Source organism: Streptantibioticus ferralitis, from assembly GCF_029223525.1.
GTDB classification, from domain to species: Bacteria; Actinomycetota; Actinomycetes; order Streptomycetales; family Streptomycetaceae; genus Streptantibioticus_A; species Streptantibioticus_A ferralitis.
Genome location: NZ_JARHTQ010000013.1, coordinates 1 through 15,835 on the forward strand (window position 1 = coordinate 1; position 15,835 = coordinate 15,835).

Annotated in this window: 14 protein-coding genes and 1 pseudogene; 9 read left to right on the top strand and 6 right to left on the bottom strand. The window is 70.8% G+C overall.

Annotated features, from left to right (window positions below; all coding sequences use genetic code 11):
- Nucleotides 1-38: 38 nt before the first annotated feature.
- Nucleotides 39-1,637, bottom strand: a complete 1,599-nt coding sequence (locus P2L57_RS20350) for an MFS transporter (RefSeq protein WP_275816553.1) — start codon at nt 1,635-1,637, stop codon at nt 39-41.
- 115 nt (nt 1,638-1,752) lie between these two features.
- On the opposite strand from P2L57_RS20350, the gene P2L57_RS20355 reads away from it, so the two are divergent.
- Both P2L57_RS20355 and P2L57_RS20360 read left to right on the top strand, forming a co-directional pair.
- Nucleotides 1,753-2,424, top strand: coding sequence for a TetR family transcriptional regulator (locus P2L57_RS20355; RefSeq protein WP_275816555.1), 672 nt, complete (start codon nt 1,753-1,755; stop codon nt 2,422-2,424).
- 123 nt (nt 2,425-2,547) lie between these two features.
- The gene (locus tag P2L57_RS20360) at nt 2,548-3,816 is read left to right on the top strand and encodes an alpha/beta hydrolase (RefSeq protein WP_275816557.1); all 1,269 of its coding nucleotides are present in this window, start codon (nt 2,548-2,550) and stop codon (nt 3,814-3,816) included.
- 55 nt (nt 3,817-3,871) lie between these two features.
- Here P2L57_RS20360 and P2L57_RS20365 read toward each other — a convergent pair whose 3' ends face one another.
- Both P2L57_RS20365 and P2L57_RS20370 read right to left on the bottom strand, forming a co-directional pair.
- The gene (locus P2L57_RS20365) at nt 3,872-4,888 is read right to left on the bottom strand and encodes an aldo/keto reductase (protein ID WP_275816559.1); all 1,017 of its coding nucleotides are present in this window, start codon (nt 4,886-4,888) and stop codon (nt 3,872-3,874) included.
- A 5-nt stretch (nt 4,889-4,893) separates the two neighbouring features.
- Complete coding sequence (locus tag P2L57_RS20370; protein ID WP_275816561.1) at nt 4,894-5,346, bottom strand: MerR family transcriptional regulator; 453 nt, start codon at nt 5,344-5,346, stop codon at nt 4,894-4,896.
- A gap of 125 nt (nt 5,347-5,471) precedes the next feature.
- Between P2L57_RS20370 and P2L57_RS20375 the strand changes: the two genes are divergently transcribed.
- Complete coding sequence (locus tag P2L57_RS20375; RefSeq protein WP_275816563.1) at nt 5,472-6,302, top strand: serine hydrolase domain-containing protein; 831 nt, start codon at nt 5,472-5,474, stop codon at nt 6,300-6,302.
- On the opposite strand, the gene P2L57_RS20380 is transcribed toward P2L57_RS20375, so the two are convergent.
- Nucleotides 6,293-6,946, bottom strand: a complete 654-nt coding sequence (locus tag P2L57_RS20380) for a pirin family protein (RefSeq protein ID WP_275816565.1) — start codon at nt 6,944-6,946, stop codon at nt 6,293-6,295. The two genes, P2L57_RS20375 and P2L57_RS20380, sit on opposite strands and share 10 nt — an antisense overlap.
- 267 nt (nt 6,947-7,213) lie before the next feature.
- On the opposite strand from P2L57_RS20380, the gene P2L57_RS20385 reads away from it, so the two are divergent.
- From P2L57_RS20385 to P2L57_RS20410, 6 genes and pseudogenes are all read left to right on the top strand, one after another.
- Nucleotides 7,214-8,425, top strand: a complete 1,212-nt coding sequence (locus P2L57_RS20385) for a PucR family transcriptional regulator (protein WP_275816567.1) — start codon at nt 7,214-7,216, stop codon at nt 8,423-8,425.
- 89 nt (nt 8,426-8,514) lie between these two features.
- Nucleotides 8,515-9,447, top strand: a pseudogene (locus P2L57_RS20390) (ACP S-malonyltransferase); the annotation flags it as partial.
- 301 nt (nt 9,448-9,748) lie between these two features.
- Nucleotides 9,749-10,759 (top strand): ketoacyl-ACP synthase III, encoded by a 1,011-nt coding sequence (locus P2L57_RS20395; protein WP_275816569.1) that lies wholly within the window; start codon nt 9,749-9,751, stop codon nt 10,757-10,759.
- A 73-nt stretch (nt 10,760-10,832) separates the two neighbouring features.
- Nucleotides 10,833-11,081 (top strand): acyl carrier protein, encoded by a 249-nt coding sequence (locus P2L57_RS20400; protein ID WP_275816571.1) that lies wholly within the window; start codon nt 10,833-10,835, stop codon nt 11,079-11,081.
- Between the two features lie 88 nt (nt 11,082-11,169).
- Entirely contained in the window at nt 11,170-12,432 is a 1,263-nt protein-coding gene (gene fabF / locus P2L57_RS20405; RefSeq protein ID WP_275816573.1) for a beta-ketoacyl-ACP synthase II, read from the top strand.
- Between the two features lie 99 nt (nt 12,433-12,531).
- On the top strand, nt 12,532-13,929 hold the full coding sequence (locus P2L57_RS20410) for a carboxyl transferase domain-containing protein (protein WP_275816575.1): 1,398 nt from the start codon (nt 12,532-12,534) through the stop codon (nt 13,927-13,929).
- 467 nt (nt 13,930-14,396) lie between these two features.
- Here P2L57_RS20410 and P2L57_RS20415 read toward each other — a convergent pair whose 3' ends face one another.
- Both P2L57_RS20415 and P2L57_RS20420 read right to left on the bottom strand, forming a co-directional pair.
- Nucleotides 14,397-15,272, bottom strand: coding sequence for an NAD(P)-dependent oxidoreductase (locus P2L57_RS20415; protein WP_275816576.1), 876 nt, complete (start codon nt 15,270-15,272; stop codon nt 14,397-14,399).
- A 54-nt stretch (nt 15,273-15,326) separates the two neighbouring features.
- A complete protein-coding gene (locus P2L57_RS20420; RefSeq protein WP_275816578.1) occupies nt 15,327-15,821 on the bottom strand; it encodes a DUF3145 domain-containing protein in 495 nt (164 codons plus the stop codon).
- Between the last annotated feature and the right edge of the window lie 14 nt (nt 15,822-15,835).

Below are 15,835 nucleotides of genomic sequence, written 5' to 3' on the forward strand. Positions count from 1 at the left end.
CGGGTGGGCGGGCGGGGAGATCTCGCCAGACGCGATCGTCAGATGTGCACCGAGCCGCCGGCGGCATCGGCGTTCGCCCCGCGCTTGGTGAAGAAGGCCACCACCGCGGCCACGGCCGCCACCACCGCGGCGACGGTGAAGGACAGCCCCATCCCGGAGACGAACGTCTCGTGGCCGACCCGGGTGATGGTCGTCGCCAGCTGGACGGGCGCGTGCGGCGGTACCGGCGCCACGCCGACGGCCACGGCGTCGGAAGCCTGGGCGGCCTGCGCGGGGGGCAGCTTGGGCAACCCCGCGGCGGCCCAGCGGCTCGGCAGCTGGTTGTCCACCCGCGCGGCCATGACCGCGCCGAGCACGGCGGTGCCGAGCGATCCGCCGACCTGCATCGCGGCCTGCTGCAGGCCTCCGGCGACACCGGACAGCTCCAACGGGGCGTTGCCGACGATGACTTCGGTGGCGCCGACCATGACCGGCGCCAGGCCGAGGCCAAGGAGCGCGAACCACAGCGAGGTTGCGGCCGTGCCGCTGTCCGCCGTCAGACGCGACATGCCGATCATGGCGACGGCGGTGAAGAGCATCCCGCCGACCAGCGGGATCCGCGGCCCGAACCTGGTGATCAGCGCGCCGGCCACCGGCGAGGCCACGATCATCATCGCGGTGAGCGGCAGCAGGTGGACGCCGCTGGAGACCGGGCTCATGCCGTGCACGTTCTGCAGGTAGAAGGTGACGAAGAACAGCCCGCCCATGAAGGCGAAGGCCATCAGCACCATCAGCACGGTGCCCGCCGACAGCGGTACGGAGCGGAACAGGCCCAGCGGGATCAGCGGTTCACGCGACCTGCTCTCCCACAGCGCGAAGACCGCGAACAGCAGCACCGATCCGCCGACGAACGCCCAGGTGCCGAACGAGCTCCAGTGCCAGGCGGGAGCCTTGATCAAACCCCAGATCAGGCAGAACATCGCGGCCGACAGCAGCGCGATACCGGGGACGTCAAAGGACTTGGGCGCCTTCTCCGCCCGCAGGTCCTTCAGGATCACCAGTCCGAGCGCCAACGCGATGGCCCCGACGGGGACGTTGATGAAGAACACTGACTGCCAGTTGACGTGCTCGACCAGCAGGCCGCCGATGATCGGCCCGGCGGCGGTGGAGGCGCCGATGACCGCGCCCCAGATGCCGATCGCGGTGTTCAGCTTCTCCGCCGGGAAGGTCGCCCGCAGCAGGCCGAGCGCGGCGGGCTGCAGCAGCGCGCCGAACAGCCCCTGGAAGACGCGGAGCACGATCACCATCGCCACACTGCTCGACAGGCCGATCAGGCCTGAGGTGAGGGCGAATCCGGTGATGCCGATCAGGAAGGTCTGGCGGTGTCCGAACCGGTCACCGAGCTTGCCCGCCGTGATCAGCGCGACGGCCAACGCGAGCAGATAGCCGTTGGTGATCCATTGCACATCGGCGAGGGAGGCCCCGAGGTCCTTCTGGATGGCCGGGTTGGCGACCGCGACGATCGTGGCGTCCAGCGCCACCATCATCACGCCGATGGCGACCGAGAACAGGGTCAGCCAGGGGTGGCCACGCAGCGACTTGCGGGGCTCCGGTATCTGGTCCGGGCGGTGGTCGGTGGCGAGGGGAACTTGGCTCATGGGCGGGAGATTATGTCAGCAGCTGACATTTGACAAACGGGTTCACCTGTCGGTAACTGACAGATATAGCGCAGGTATGGTGACCTGCGGAAAACGATGAGGAGGTAGCCGGCGGATGACGGACACCGTGGCGACAGCGCAGCCCGCACCGGGCGCCTCCGGGCTACGGGCGCGCAAGAAGCAGCGCACCCGCGACGCCCTGACGCGGGCGGCCATGGAGCTGTTCACCACCCAGGGCTTCGAGCACACCACGGTCGACGAGATCGCCGACGCGGTGGAGGTGTCGCAGCGCACCTTCTTCCGCTACTTCAGCAACAAGGAGCAGGCCGCGCTCGCCCTTGAGGACCTGATCGAGGAGCGCTTCATGGCCTCGCTACGCGAACGGCCCGCCACGGAAACCCCGTTGGAGGCGTTGCGCCAGGCGGTGCTCGGCACCTGGGACGACATCAGCGCGGCGATCCACGAGGTCGTACCGATCGAGCTCTACATGCGGATGTACCAGGTGATCGAGTCCACCCCCGCCCTGCTGTCCACCCGTATGCGGCGCCAGTCGGAGATGGAGCAGCGGATCACCGCCGAGATCGCCCGACGCGAAGGGCTGGACCCGGTGACGGACCTGCGGCCGCGGGTGCTGGTGGCGGCGGTCGGCGGGGTCATCCAGGCGGCGTCGGGGCACTGGGGGCAGTGCGAAGACGACAGCGTCGAGCAGATGCGGCGCAGCTTCGACGAACACCTGACCACGCTCACTCCGGCACTCACCGGCCAGTGGCGCACGCCTGGCGCGTAGCATCACCCGCACGCTGAGTCAATGTCACCCCTGTGCCACTAACGGCCGTTTATGACCGATATAAACGTGATCTGAGTCACCGTATTCACGGTCGGGGCCGTCTTTCTCCTATGGTGGCCCGCGGTGAATGTCTTCGATGAGCGCATCGGCGCTCCCTCCTCCCCTCGATCCCTCGGCTGGTACTGGCTGCGCGTCATCGCGCAGGACCTGACCTCGCCAGGGCGGGCCGCGATGGCCGTGATGGTCGTCTTCGTGCTGCTGGCGACGAGTGGCTGGACCGCCATGCGCCATCAGAAGCCACCACAGGATCCGCGGGCCGCCGCGGTCTCCGCGTGGCTGCACGGCTCGGTCGCCGGACGCCGCCTGCCCAACCCGGACACCGCCAGCGCGGCCACGGTCTCCCGCTTCTTCGCCTCGCTGAGCAACGCGCAGCGGGAGCAGCTCGCGGACCGCTACCCGCTGGTCGTCGGCAACCTCAACGGCGCCCCCATCCCGCTGCGCTACCTGGCCAACCGGCAGGCGCTCGGCCAGGCCGAGGCCTGGCAGGAGGCGCGTTCCAAGGCCACCGACCTGACCGCCGAGGGCCGCCAGTCCGCGCTCCAGCTCGCGCACCGCTTCGGCTCGCTACGCAGCCCGGAGCGGCAGATCCTCGCCTTCGACCCGAGCGGTCGCGGCCGGGTCGCCGAGGTCTTCGGCGATCTGACGACCGCGCGCCGCACCGCCGTCGTGGTGCCCGGCGTGGACACCGACATCCTCTCGTTCGAGAAGACCGTCAAGCCGTACTCGACCCCCGACGGCATGGCCGAGGCGCTCTACGGCGCCGAGCGGGCCGCCGATCCGTCGGCGAAGACCGCGGTCATCGCCTGGGCGGACTACACGACGCCGGAGGGCGTCGGCCTGGACGCCTCCACCGGCGCCATGGCCGAGGCGGGCGCGATCCGGCTCAACAACATGGTCCGGGGCCTGCCGCAGGACACCAGCGTCCAGCTGTTCTGCCACTCGTACGGGTCGGTGACCTGTGGTGTGGCCGCCTCCCGGCTGCCGCAGCAGAAGGTGACGGACATCACGGTCTACGGCAGCCCGGGCATGCGCGCGGACAATGTCGCCGGGCTGCACACCCGGGCCCGGGTGTGGGCGGCGCGGGACGCGACCGACTGGATCCAGGACGTCCCGTACCTGGAGGTCGCCGGTATCGGGCATGGCTCCGACCCCGTCTCCAGCTCGTTCGGGGCCCGGGTGGTCTCCGCGGCGGGCGCCCTACAGCACACCGGATACTTCGCTTCCGGTACGGAGAGCCTCAAGAACTTCACCCGCATAGCGTTGGGCGAGTACGGGTCGGTGCGCTGCGCCACGAGCAACGCCACGTGCGCCGCGGGCGCCGTCGCCGCCTGATCCGCACGGACGGCAGGGGGTTGGGGAAGGACTTCCCCAACCCCCTTTCCGCTGTCTACTCGCGCGCGGCCGAGGTGAACGACATGTCCGGGTAGCGGTCGCCCGCGACCTTGCCCGCGATCGGCTCCAGCGCCGCCAGTTCCGCTTCGCTGAGCTTGATCCGGGTGGCGGCGGTGTTCTCCAGCACCCGGGTCCGCTTGCGGGTACCCGGGATCGGGACCACCGCCAGCTCGTGGCCCTCCGCCTGCTGCTGCACCCAGGCCAGCGCGATCTGCCCGAGCGTCGCGCCATGGGCGGCGGCGACCCTGCGGATCGGCTCCAGCAGCGCCGCGTTCGCTTTGGCGTTGTCGCCGGTGAAGCGCGGCTGGAACCGCCGGAAGTCGCCACTGGACAGGTCCTGGGACGCGTCCGTGAACGCACCGGTGAGGAAGCCCCGGCCGAGCGGCGAGTACGGCACGAACGCCACACCCAGCTCGGCGGCGGCCGGTACCGCGCTGCGCTCCACATCGCGGCTGAAGATCGACCACTCCGACTGCAGAGCGGCGATCGGGTGGACCGCGTGCGCCTCGCGCAGTTCCTCGCCGGTCACCTCGGACAGGCCCAGGTGCTTGACCTTGCCCTCGGCCACCAACTCGGCCATGGCGCCCACGGATTCGGCCAGCGGGACCTGCGGGTCACGGCGGTGCATGTAGTACAGATCGATGACCTCGACGCCCAGGCGCCGCAGGCTGTCCTCGACGGCCTGGCGGAGGTACGCCCGGTCGTTGCGGATGCCGCGGTACTGCGGGTCGTCGGCCTTGCGGACGATGGCGAACTTGGTCGCCAAGGTGATCTCGTCGCGGTGGGCGTTCACGAACGGCGCGAGGAACTCCTCGTTCGCACCCGACCCATAGGTGTCGGCGGTGTCGAAGAGCGTGACACCCGCCTCCAGCGCGGCGTCCAGCGCGTCACGCGCCGCCGCCTCGTCGGTGTCCCCGTAGAACTCGCTCATGCCCATGCAGCCCAGGCCCTGGACGCCGACCTGCGGACCGTTGGTGCCGAGCGCTACCGTGCTGATCTTCTCGATGCCCATGAAACTCAGTGCCTCTCCGGCGCACGCTTGGCGCCCGCATACAAGTCGATCTTGTAGTCGAGAACGTCGAGAGTGCCGCGCAGCTCCGCGATCCGCCGGCGCACGCCCTCGCGGTGCGCCACCAGCAGCTCCAGCCGGTCGGGATAGGTGTGATCGCCCTCGCGCACCAGCTCGGCGTAGCGGACCATGTCCGCGACCGGCATCCCGGTCAGCCGCAGCTTGCTGACGAAGTCGAGCCAGTCCAGGTCACGGTCGGTGTAACGGCGCTGTCCGGTGTGTGATCGGTCGACGTGCGGCATCAGACCGATGCGCTCGTACCAGCGCAGGGTGTGGGCGCTCAGCCCGGTGTAGCCGACGACCTCGCTGATCGTGTAGCGGTCCTGGCGTTCCGGGCGCTGCTTGGCGACCGGCTCAAGACAGCTGGTCAGCGGGCTCCGTTCGGTCTCCACGACTGTCATGCCGTACCGCCCCTTCCGGCTGCCGCCTTCTCGATCTCTCGATGTCCTCAACGCTAGAGAGTTCGAGTGCACTCTAAGCAAGCTCGGTCGTGGGCGCCCAGCGGCACCGCGTTACGCTCGCGGTCATGGAGAGCCTGGAAAGTCTGCGGTTGATCGAGAACTGGCCGGTGCCGATGGCGGCGGCGGCCGTGGTCCGTGCGGACGGCCGGATGGCCGGATCGTACGGTCCTACGGGGCACCGCTTCCGTCTCGCCTCGGTCACCAAGCCGCTCACCGCCTACGCGGCACTGGTCGCGATCGAGGAGGGCGCGGTCGAGCTGGACGAGCCGGCGGGCCCCGACGGCTCGACCGTACGGCATCTGCTCGCGCACGCGTCGGGCCTGGCCTTCAACGACCACCAGGTGATGGCCGCGCCCGGCACCCGCAGGCTGTACTCCAACGCCGGATTCGAGGTGCTGGCCGACCACATCGCCAAGGCCACCGACATCCCGTTCGCGGAGTACCTGCGCGAGGCGGTACTGGAGCCGCTGGGCATGGCCTCGACCGAGCTCACCGACTCGCCCGCGTGGGGCGCCTACTCGACGGTGGACGATCTCGTCCGGTTCGCCGCGGAGCTGCTGTCCCCGCGGCTGATCGCACCGCAGACGCACGCGGAGGCGACGGCGGTCGCGTACCCCGGGCTGAAGGGCGTGCTGCCCGGGTACGGGCACCAGAACCCCAACGACTGGGGCCTCGGCCTCGAGATCCGGAACACCAAGTCGCCGCACTGGACGGGGAGTTCGTCCTCGCCACGCACCTTCGGCCACTTCGGCCAGTCGGGCACGTTCCTGTGGGCCGACCCCGCGGTGGGCGCGGCGTGCGTCTGCCTCACGGACCGGGACTTCGGCGAGTGGGCGCTGCCGCTGTGGCCCGCGCTGACCGACGCGGTGCTCGCGGAACTGGGGCGTCAGCCGTAGTTCGGCTCGCCGTGCATCTCCCAGACGAGGTACTCGGCCGGGCCGCCGCACTCGGCCGTCAGCCCGGCTTCGTCCCGGACGCGGGCCGAGTCCCCCGGGCCCAACGTCTCCCCGCCGAGCCGGACTTCACCGTGCACGACATGCACGTACACGAACGGCGCGTCGGGCAGCCGGGCGGTGCCGGTGTGCGCGCTGAGCACCGCGCCGGGCTGGCGCAGCGGGCTGACGACTTGGCCGCGGGTGATCTGGTACGAGGGTTCGCCGCCGAACTCGGCGGGGTGCAGCCACATTTGGACAAACCTCAGCGGTCTGTCCGGGGAGGCGTTGCGCTCGCTGTGCAGGACGCCTGAGCCTGCGCTCAGGCGTTGAACCTCGCCCTCGTGGACGAGTCCGCGGTGCCCCGCGTCGTCCTCGTGGCGCAGCTCGCCCTCGATGACCCAGGTGACGATCTCCACATCGCGATGCGGGTGTCGGGCGAAGCCCGCGTTCGGCGCGAGCTGCTCCTCGTTGCAGGCGAGGAGCAGGCCGAACGACAGGTTGTCCGGGTCGTAGTGCGGCCCGAAGGAGAACGCGTGCCGGGTCTCGATGCCGTTGGCGGCGTCGCCGCCGATGTAGCGCTCGCCTGAGCGCCTCACCTCAGTCATCCGCCCACGGTATGCCCGCCCCTGCGGGCGGGAAAATCCGCCGCGGGCGCAACGGCGGCGCACCGACCACCCCACCGAAACCCGCCGCGAGACGCACCGCCCCCACCCAAGCCCGCCGCAAGGCGCACCGCCCCCGCGCACCGCAGCGCACACCCCGCCGAAGCCCGCCGCAGGCGACGGCGCACCCCACCCCACCCCACCCCAGCCCGCCGCAGGCGACGCCGCACCCCTTTCCGCTCGCCGCAGGCGATAAGGCAGGCTTGTCCCGTGCCCGAGTCCACGCATACCCCGCATCCACCGAAGTCCTCGCGGAGCGCCCCGCACCCGCACAGCGCCACCCTGCGCCGACTGGAGCAGTCCTCCGGCAGGCTGTCGGCCGCGGCGATCGCGCGCATGGACGAGCAGTTGCCGTGGTACCGCGCGATGCCGCCGGAGAACCGCTCCTGGATCGGCCTGGTCGCCCAGGCCGGTATCGCCGCCTTCACCGAGTGGTTCCGGCACCCCGAGGCACCGCAGGCCATCAGCACGGATGTGTTCGGCACCGCGCCGCGCGAGCTGACCCGGGCGATCTCGCTGCGGCAGACCGTCGAGATGGTGCGGACGACCATCGAGGTCATGGAAGCCGCGATCGATGAGGTCGCGGCGCCGGGCGACGAGGCCGTACTGCGCGAGGCGCTGCTGGTCTACGCCCGCGAGATCGCCTTCGCCACGGCGCAGGTCTACGCGCAGGCCGCGGAGGCCCGCGGCGCGTGGGACGCGCGACTGGAGTCGCTGGTCGTCAACGCCGTGCTGTCGGGTGAGGCGGACGAGGGAGTGCTTTCCCGGGCCGCCGCGCTCGGCTGGAGCTCACCCGACCGAGTGGTCGTGGTACTCGGCACCGCACCCGACGGCGACAGCGAGTTGACGGTGGACGCCATCCGCCGGGCCGCCCGGCACGCCAAGTTGCAGGTGCTGACCGGAGTGCTGGGGCACCGGCTGGTGGTCGTCGCGGGCGGGTCGGACGATCCGATCCGTACCGCCAAGGACCTCATCGGCCCGTTCGCGCCCGGCCCCGTCGTGGCCGGTCCCGTGGTGGGCGATCTGCTGGCCGCCACCCGGTCCGCACAGGCGGCCGCGGCCGGGCTCAAGGCCTGTGCGGCCTGGCCGGACGCACCGCGTCCGGTGCTCGCGGACGATCTGCTGCCGGAGCGGGCGATGGCGGGCGACCCGGCAGCCCGCGAGCAGCTGGTGGAGGAGATCTACAGACCGCTGGAGGAAGCGGGCTCCGCGCTGCTGGAGACGCTCAGCGTGTACCTGGAGCAGGCCTCGTCACTGGAAGGCGCTGCCCGGATGTTGTTCGTTCATCCCAATACCGTCCGCTACCGGCTGCGACGTGTGACGGATGTCACGGGCTGGTCGCCTTCCGATGTACGCTCCGCCTTCACCCTGCGGATCGCCCTGATCCTCGGCCGACTCTCCGGCGGGGATCAACCGGATTGAGCTTTTGTGGGACACCCACAAATCGCCTGACCGTTCTTGGTCCCTGTCCTCACCGGCGGCGACCGCCTGACGCGAGAGAGAGTGTGAAGGTGCTCGTACTCGTAGCTCCCGGCCAGGGCGCCCAGACGCCCGGCTTCCTCAGTCCCTGGCTCGAACTCCCGGGCGTGGCCGACCGGTTGCACTGGTGGTCCGCCGTCGCCGGACTCGACCTCGTGCACTACGGCACGAAGGGCACCGCCGACGAGATCCGCGACACCTCCGTGGCACAGCCGCTGCTGGTGGCCGCCGGTCTGGTCTCGGCCCTCTCGGTCTTCCCGCACCCGGTCGACGGACGCCGCGTGGTCGGCGCGGTGGCGGGCCACAGCGTCGGTGAGATCACCGCCGCGGCCGGAGCCGGAGTGATCACCGCCGAGGCGGCCATGGTGCTCGTACGGCAGCGCGGCCTCGCCATGGCGCAGGCCGCGACCGTCACCGAGACCGGCATGTCCGCGGTGCTGGGCGGCGATCCGCAGGACGTGGTCGCCAAGCTGGAGGAGCACGGGCTGACCGCGGCGAACATGAACGGCGCGGGCCAGATCGTCGCCGCCGGAACCATGGAGCAGCTCGCGGCGCTGGCCGAGGACAAGCCCGAGGGGGCGCGCGTTCGCCCGCTGCAGGTGGCCGGTGCGTTCCACACCCACCACATGGCCCCGGCCGTCGCCACGCTGGAGGCCCTGGTGCCCGGTGTGTCGGTGCACGACCCGCGGACCCGGTACGTCTCCAACGCCGACGGCCAGGTCGTGCACAGCGGCGCGGAGATCGTCCGCCGACTGGTGAAGCAGGTGGCCGGACCGGTCCGTTGGGACCTGTGCATGGAGACCTTCAAGGAGCTCGGCGTCACCGCGCTGGTCGAGGTGTCCCCGGCCGGTACCCTCGCCGGGCTGGCCAAGCGGGCCCTGCCGGGTGTCAGGACGCTGGCGCTGAAGACCCCCGACGACATCGACGCGGCCCGCGAGATCATCGCGGAGCACGGCGACGCCGCCGGCAACCCGCTGGAGCACGGGCCGACCTGGCGGCTCGCGGTGGCCCCGTTCAAGGGCACGGTGAGCACCGGCGAGGTCAAGGCCGGTGATGTGCTGGAGCCGGGCGCTACGGTGGCGCATGTCGCCAACAACCGCGACCGGCAGGCGGTTACCGCCGAGCACGGCGGCACCGTCGTGGAATGGCTTGTCGAGGACGGCGACCCTGTCGCCCCCGGGCAGCCGCTGCTGCGCATCCATCCCGTGGCCGAGTGAACCTGATGGACCGACAGGACATCGGCGAACCAACGAGGAGCCCCAGAGCATGACCGCGAAGATCAAGCCGAGCAAGGGCGCGCCCTACGCCCGCATCCTCGGCGTCGGTGGCTACCGCCCGACCCGCGTGGTGCCGAACGAGGAGATCCTCAAGTACATCGACTCCTCCGACGAGTGGATCCGCACCCGCTCCGGTATCACCACCCGGCACTGGGCGAGCCCGCAGGAGACCGTCGCCGAGATGTCGATCGAGGCCGCGGGCAAGGCCATAGCGGACGCCGGTCTGACCGCCGAGGACGTCGACGCGGTACTCGTCGCCACGGTCACGCACTTCAAGCAGACCCCGGCCATCGCGACCGAGATCGCTCACCGGCTCGGCGCGGGCAAGCCCCCGGCGTTCGACATCTCCGCGGGCTGTGCGGGGTTCACCTACGGGCTGACCCTGGCCAAGGGCATGGTGACCGAAGGATCGGCAAAGTACGTGCTGGTCATCGGTGTTGAGCGGCTGAGCGACCTCACCGACAAGGAAGACCGGGCCACCGCCTTCCTGTTCGGCGACGGCGCGGGCGCGGTGGTGGTGGGCCCGTCCGACGTGCCCGCGATCGGCCCGACGGTCTGGGGCTCGGAGGGCGACAAGGCCGAGACCATCAAGCAGACCCTGCCGTGGGACGTCTACCGCGCGGCCAACCCGGAGGACATCCGCTTCCCGGCGATCACCCAGGAGGGCCAGGCGGTCTTCCGCTGGGCGGTCTACGAGATGGCCAAGGTCGCCCAGGAGGCGCTGGACGCCGCCGGTATCACCGCGGATGAGCTGGACGCGTTCATCCCGCACCAGGCCAACATGCGGATCATCGACTCGATGATCAAAGCACTCAAGCTGCCGGAGCACGTCGCGGTCGCCCGCGACATCGAGACCACCGGCAACACCTCGTCGGCCTCCATCCCCCTCGCCATGGAGCGGCTGTTGGCGACCGGCCAGGCCAAGAGCGGCGACACCGCGCTCGTCATCGGGTTCGGGGCGGGTCTCGTCTACGCAGCCGCTGTCGTTACCCTCCCCTAGGCAAGATCCCCTGCGGACCGCACTTCCGCGAGCCGCGTTATCACTACCGTAGAAAACTGAAGGAGCGCCGCAGATGGCCCACACCAAGGAAGAGATCGTCGCCGGTCTCGCCGAGATCGTCAACGAGATCGCTGGCATCCCGGTCGAGGATGTCCAGGTGGACAAGTCCTTCACCGATGACCTGGACGTCGACTCGCTGTCCATGGTCGAGGTCGTCGTCGCCGCCGAGGAGCGCTTCGACGTGAAGATCCCGGACGACGACGTCAAGAACCTCAAGACCGTCGGCGACGCGACCGACTACATCCTGAAGCACCAGAGCTGAACCATCCCGTAGGTTGACGCGTCTGTCGCCGCCCGCCCGGGTGGCACCGCGTTGCCTTCACCCTCGATACGTGGAGACAAGAATTCCTGTGAACTCGACCAATCGCACCGTGGTCGTCACCGGTATCGGCGCAACCACACCCTTGGGTGGCGACAGCGCATCAACCTGGGAGGCGCTGCTCGCCGGACGCTCCGGCGTGACGCCCCTGGAGCAGGAGTGGGCCGCTGACCTGCCGGTTCGCATCGCGGCGCAGATCGCCGTGGAGCCGACCGAGGTCCTGCCCCGCCCGCTCGCCCGCAAGCTGGACCGCTCGGCGCAGTTCGCGCTGATCGCGGCCCGGGAGGCATGGGCGGACGCCGGGTTCTCCGGCAAGGCCGGGGACGAGCCCGCGGTCGACCCGGACCGCCTCGGCACGGTGGTGGCCTCCGGCATCGGCGGCGTCACCACCCTGCTCGGCCAGTACGACGTCCTGCGTGAGCAGGGCTTCCGCAAGGTCTCCCCGCACACCGTGCCGATGCTGATGCCCAACAGCCCGTCGGCGAACGTCAGCATCGAGTTCAACGCGCGGGCCGGTACGCACACCCCGGTCAGCGCCTGCGCGTCGGGCGCCGAGGCCATCGGCTACGCGATCGAGATGATCCGCACCGGCCGTGCCGACGTCGTCGTGGCGGGCGGCACCGAGGCGGCGGTGCACCCGCTGCCCATCGCGGCCTTCGCCAACATGATGGCGATGTCGAAGAACAACGACGACCCGCAGGGCGCCTCCCGCCCGTACGACGTCGCCCGCGACGGCTTCGTCATGGGTGAGGGCTCGGGCATCGTCGTCCTGGAGTCCGCCGAGCACGCCGCCAAGCGCGGTGCCCGGGTGTACTGCGAGGCGATCGGCCAGGGCATCTCCGCCGACGCCCACCACATCGCCCAGCCGGAGCCCACCGGCCGCGGCATCTCCGGCGCGCTCACCAACCTGCTGGACAACTCGGACCTGAAGCCGGCCGAGATCGCGCACATCAACGCGCACGCCACCTCCACGCCGCTCGGTGACGTCGGCGAGCTCAGGGCGCTGCGCGCGGTCTTCGGGGACGACATCGACCACATGGCGGTCTCCGCCACCAAGTCGATGACCGGCCATCTGCTGGGCGGCGCGGGCGGCGTCGAGACGGTGGCCACCGTCCTCGCGTTGCACAACCGCATCGCTCCGCCGACGATCAATGTGGACAACCTCGACCCCGAGGTCGACGCGAACATCGTGCGCGGCGAGGCGCGACCCCTGCCCGAGGGCACCATCGTGGCGCTCAATGACTCGTTCGGCTTCGGCGGTCTCAACGTCGTCCTGGCGTTCCGCAAGAGCTGATCGGCAGGACCGGGCGGGCCCGGCGGCAACGCCAGGCCCTCCCCCGTGCCTCAGGGCATGGGAGGTACCCCCCTCGCCCTGACCCGAGGAGGCCGCAGGATGGCCGGCAAGCCGCCACGCGAGAGCGATCCGCGCAATCCGCGGCTGCGGCTGCGGGCCCTGCTGGACGAGGACGGCTACCAGGAGGTCTCGGCCTACGACGAGTCGGGCATGCTCGCCGCGATCGGCACGGCGGACGGGGCGAAGGTGGTCGCGTTCGCTTCCGATCCGACCGTGCAGGGCGGCGCGATGGGCGCCGAGGGCTGCGATGTGGTGGTCCGCGCCTATGACCGGGCGGTGGCCGAGAACTGCCCGATCATCGGGATCTACCATTCGGGCGGCGCCCGGCTCCAGGAGGGCGTCGGCTCACTGGACGCGGTCGGCCGGATCTTCCACGCGATGATCCTGGCCTCCGGCCGGGTCCCGCAGATCTCGGTGGTGCTGGGCCCGGCGGCGGGCGGCGCGGCATACGGTCCCGCGCTGACCGATGTGGTGATTCTGGGGCCCGAGGGCCGGATCTTCGTGACCGGGCCCGATGTGGTGCGTACGGTCACCGGGGAGACCGTCGACATGGCCCGACTGGGCGGCCCGGAACCGCATGGCCGCCGCTCGGGCGTGGTACACGTGATCGCCGACTCCGAGCGGGACGCGTTCGACAAGGCCCGCTGGCTGGCCGAACTCCTGGGAACCCAGGTCGAGTCGCGCCTCGACGAGGTCGAGGACCGGCCGTTGGGCGAGATCCTGCCGGAGTCGCCCCGGCGCGCCTATGACGTACGCCCGCTGGTGGAGCGGGTGTTGGACACCCCAGGACTGGAACTGCACCCGAAGTGGGCGCCGAACATCATCACCGCGCTGGGACGGCTCGGCGGTCAGGCGGTCGGTGTGGTCGCCAACAACCCGCTGCGGCTGGGCGGTTGTCTGGACTCCCTCTCCGCGGAGAAGGCGGCCCGCTTTGTGCGGATGTGTGATGCGTTCGGAGTGCCGCTGGTGGTCCTGGTGGACGTCCCCGGCTATCTGCCCGGGGTCGGACAGGAGTGGGACGGCGTCGTACGCCGCGGCGCGAAGCTGCTGCACGCGTTCGGGGAGTGCGTGGTGCCGCGGGTCACCGTGGTCACCCGTAAGGCGTACGGGGGCGCGTACATCGCGATGAACTCCCGCTCGCTCGGCGCGACCAAGGTCCTGGCGTGGCCGCAGGCGCAGGTCGCGGTGATGGGGGCGGTGGCGGCGGTGCGGATCCTGCACCGCAGGCGGCTGTCCCAGGTCCCCGACGAGCTCAAGGAGCAGTTCGAGCTGGAGCTGGCGGCGGAGCACGAGATCGTGGCGGGCGGTCTGCCCAAAGCGATGGAACTGGGCGTCGTCGACGAGGTGGTCTCACCGGACGCGACCCGCACCGCGATCGCCGAGGCCATCCGTGAGGCCCCGGCGCGCCGCGGAGCCCACGACAACATCCCGCTTTAGCCCTTCCGGCGGATGGCTCGGTCGGGGGTGCGGCGGTGGCGTTACCGCCGGCCCCGTGGTGTGGTGGTTGCTCGCCGTCGCAGACTGGCGGTGCCGGACTCGCCTCGGGGCCGATCCGGACTCGCCTCGGGGCCGATGCGGGAATCCTCAGCGGACCGGGGTGAGTTCGAGACCGCCGGACCACAACGCTGTGGTTACTCGCCGCTGCGGCGGACAGAATTTTCCGCAGCGGCGAGCGGCCTTCTCCTACCGATGGGGTGGCCCCTTGGCGGTATCAGGCACTTTCGTCTCCACCGCGGCAGCGGAACATTGCCTACCACCGCAGCGGCGGGAAATTTCTCCCGCCGCGACGGCGAGCAACCACGACACCGCGGCCCGGCGGTCTTCAACGCACCGCGCCCCGACACCGCGGCCCGGCGGTGCCGGGCTCCGTACCCGCCGACCGCCGCTGGACAGCGCTCCGCGCGTCAGTCGTCGAAGCTGGCCAGATACGACGCGGCGGCGTCCTTGTCCCCGTGGCCCAGTTCCACTGCCTGGCGCAGCCGCTCGACACCGGCGGGCGCCAGATACTGCCGGACCCCGGCCCGCTCCGCGGCCTCCGCGATCAGGCGGGCGTCCTTGAAGGTCGCCGAGACCGTGAAGCTGGGGGTGTAGTCGCCGCTCAGGATGGCCTGCGCCTTCATCCGCAGATACGGCGAGTCAAGCGTGGTGCCCTCCAGGGCGGCGAGGAACTGTTGCGGATCCACCCCGAGGCCCTTGGCGAGTGCCAGCGTCTCGGCGGTGCCGTTGATCACGGTGAGGACCCAGCTGTTGAAGACCAGCTTGAGCTTGCTGGCCGCCCCCTCGGTGCCGTCCTCGGCCAGCCAGACCGTACGGCTGCCGATCGCGTCGAAGACCCGGTCGGCGATGGGACGGGCGGCCTGCGGCCCGGCGGCGAGCACCTGCAACTTGCCCTGCTCCGCAGGGGCCTTGGTGCCCAGGACCGGTGCGTCGACGAAGTGCAGACCGTGCTCGGCCGCCAGCTCGGCCAGCGGCGCCAGGGCCTCGGGGCCCACCGTGCTCGACTGGAGCCACACCATGCCCTGGCGCAGCTCGGGCGCGGCGGCGCGCATCGCGTCGAGGACGCTCGGGCCGTCCAGCAGTATGGTCAGCACGGTGTCGGCGCCGCGCACCGCGTCGGCCGGGTCATCGGCAACGTACGCACCGTCAGCGGCGAGCGATTCCGCGCGCGAGCGGGTGCGGTTCCACACCCGGACGGTGTGCCCGGCCCTGAGCAGGTTGCGCGCCATCGGCGCGCCCATCGTGCCGGTACCCAGAACAGCTACTGAAATCGTGTCAGCCATGCTGGCCACGCTACGACTTCGAGGCCACTCAAGGTCAACGGCACAGCCAGGTGGTTACACCACCTGGTGCAGCCAGCGGACCGGAGCGCCCTCACCCGCGTACCGGAACGGCTCCAACTCGTCGTCCCACGGCTTGCCGAGCAGCTTGGCGACCTCGGCCTGCAGATCGGCCTCACCGCGCGCCGCTCTGGCCAGTGCGGCGCGCAGCCGGTCCTCGGGGATGAGGATGTCGCCGTGCATACCGGTCACGGCGTGGAAGATGCCGAGCTCCGGAGTGCTGCTGTACCGCTCGCCCTCGGCCGTGGCACAGGGTTCCGCGGTCACCTCGAAGCGCAGTAGATGCCAGCCGCGCAGCGCTGACGCGAGCTTCGACGCCGTACCGGGGTCGCCGTGCCAGGAGAACTCGGCGCGCCAGGTGCCGGGCGCGGCGGGCTGACGGATCCAGTCAAGGCTGACGCGCACACCGAGCACGCCCGCGACCGCCCATTCAACGTGCGGGCACAGCGCGCGTGGTGCGGAGTGCACGTAAAGAACTCCACGTGTCGTCACCGGGACCTCCAGTG

Bases quoted from the DNA above. Each gene is read 5' to 3' on its own strand.
- P2L57_RS20350 (WP_275816553.1), bottom strand. From the start codon at position 1,637: ATGAGCCAAGTTCCCCTCGCCACCGACCACCGCCCGGACCAGATACCG.
- P2L57_RS20355 (WP_275816555.1), top strand. From the start codon at position 1,753: ATGACGGACACCGTGGCGACAGCGCAGCCCGCACCGGGCGCCTCCGGG.
- P2L57_RS20365 (WP_275816559.1), bottom strand. From the start codon at position 4,888: ATGGGCATCGAGAAGATCAGCACGGTAGCGCTCGGCACCAACGGTCCG.
- P2L57_RS20370 (WP_275816561.1), bottom strand. From the start codon at position 5,346: ATGACAGTCGTGGAGACCGAACGGAGCCCGCTGACCAGCTGTCTTGAG.
- P2L57_RS20375 (WP_275816563.1), top strand. From the start codon at position 5,472: ATGGAGAGCCTGGAAAGTCTGCGGTTGATCGAGAACTGGCCGGTGCCG.
- P2L57_RS20380 (WP_275816565.1), bottom strand. From the start codon at position 6,946: ATGACTGAGGTGAGGCGCTCAGGCGAGCGCTACATCGGCGGCGACGCC.
- P2L57_RS20395 (WP_275816569.1), top strand. From the start codon at position 9,749: ATGACCGCGAAGATCAAGCCGAGCAAGGGCGCGCCCTACGCCCGCATC.
- P2L57_RS20400 (WP_275816571.1), top strand. From the start codon at position 10,833: ATGGCCCACACCAAGGAAGAGATCGTCGCCGGTCTCGCCGAGATCGTC.
- P2L57_RS20410 (WP_275816575.1), top strand. From the start codon at position 12,532: ATGGCCGGCAAGCCGCCACGCGAGAGCGATCCGCGCAATCCGCGGCTG.
- P2L57_RS20415 (WP_275816576.1), bottom strand. From the start codon at position 15,272: ATGGCTGACACGATTTCAGTAGCTGTTCTGGGTACCGGCACGATGGGC.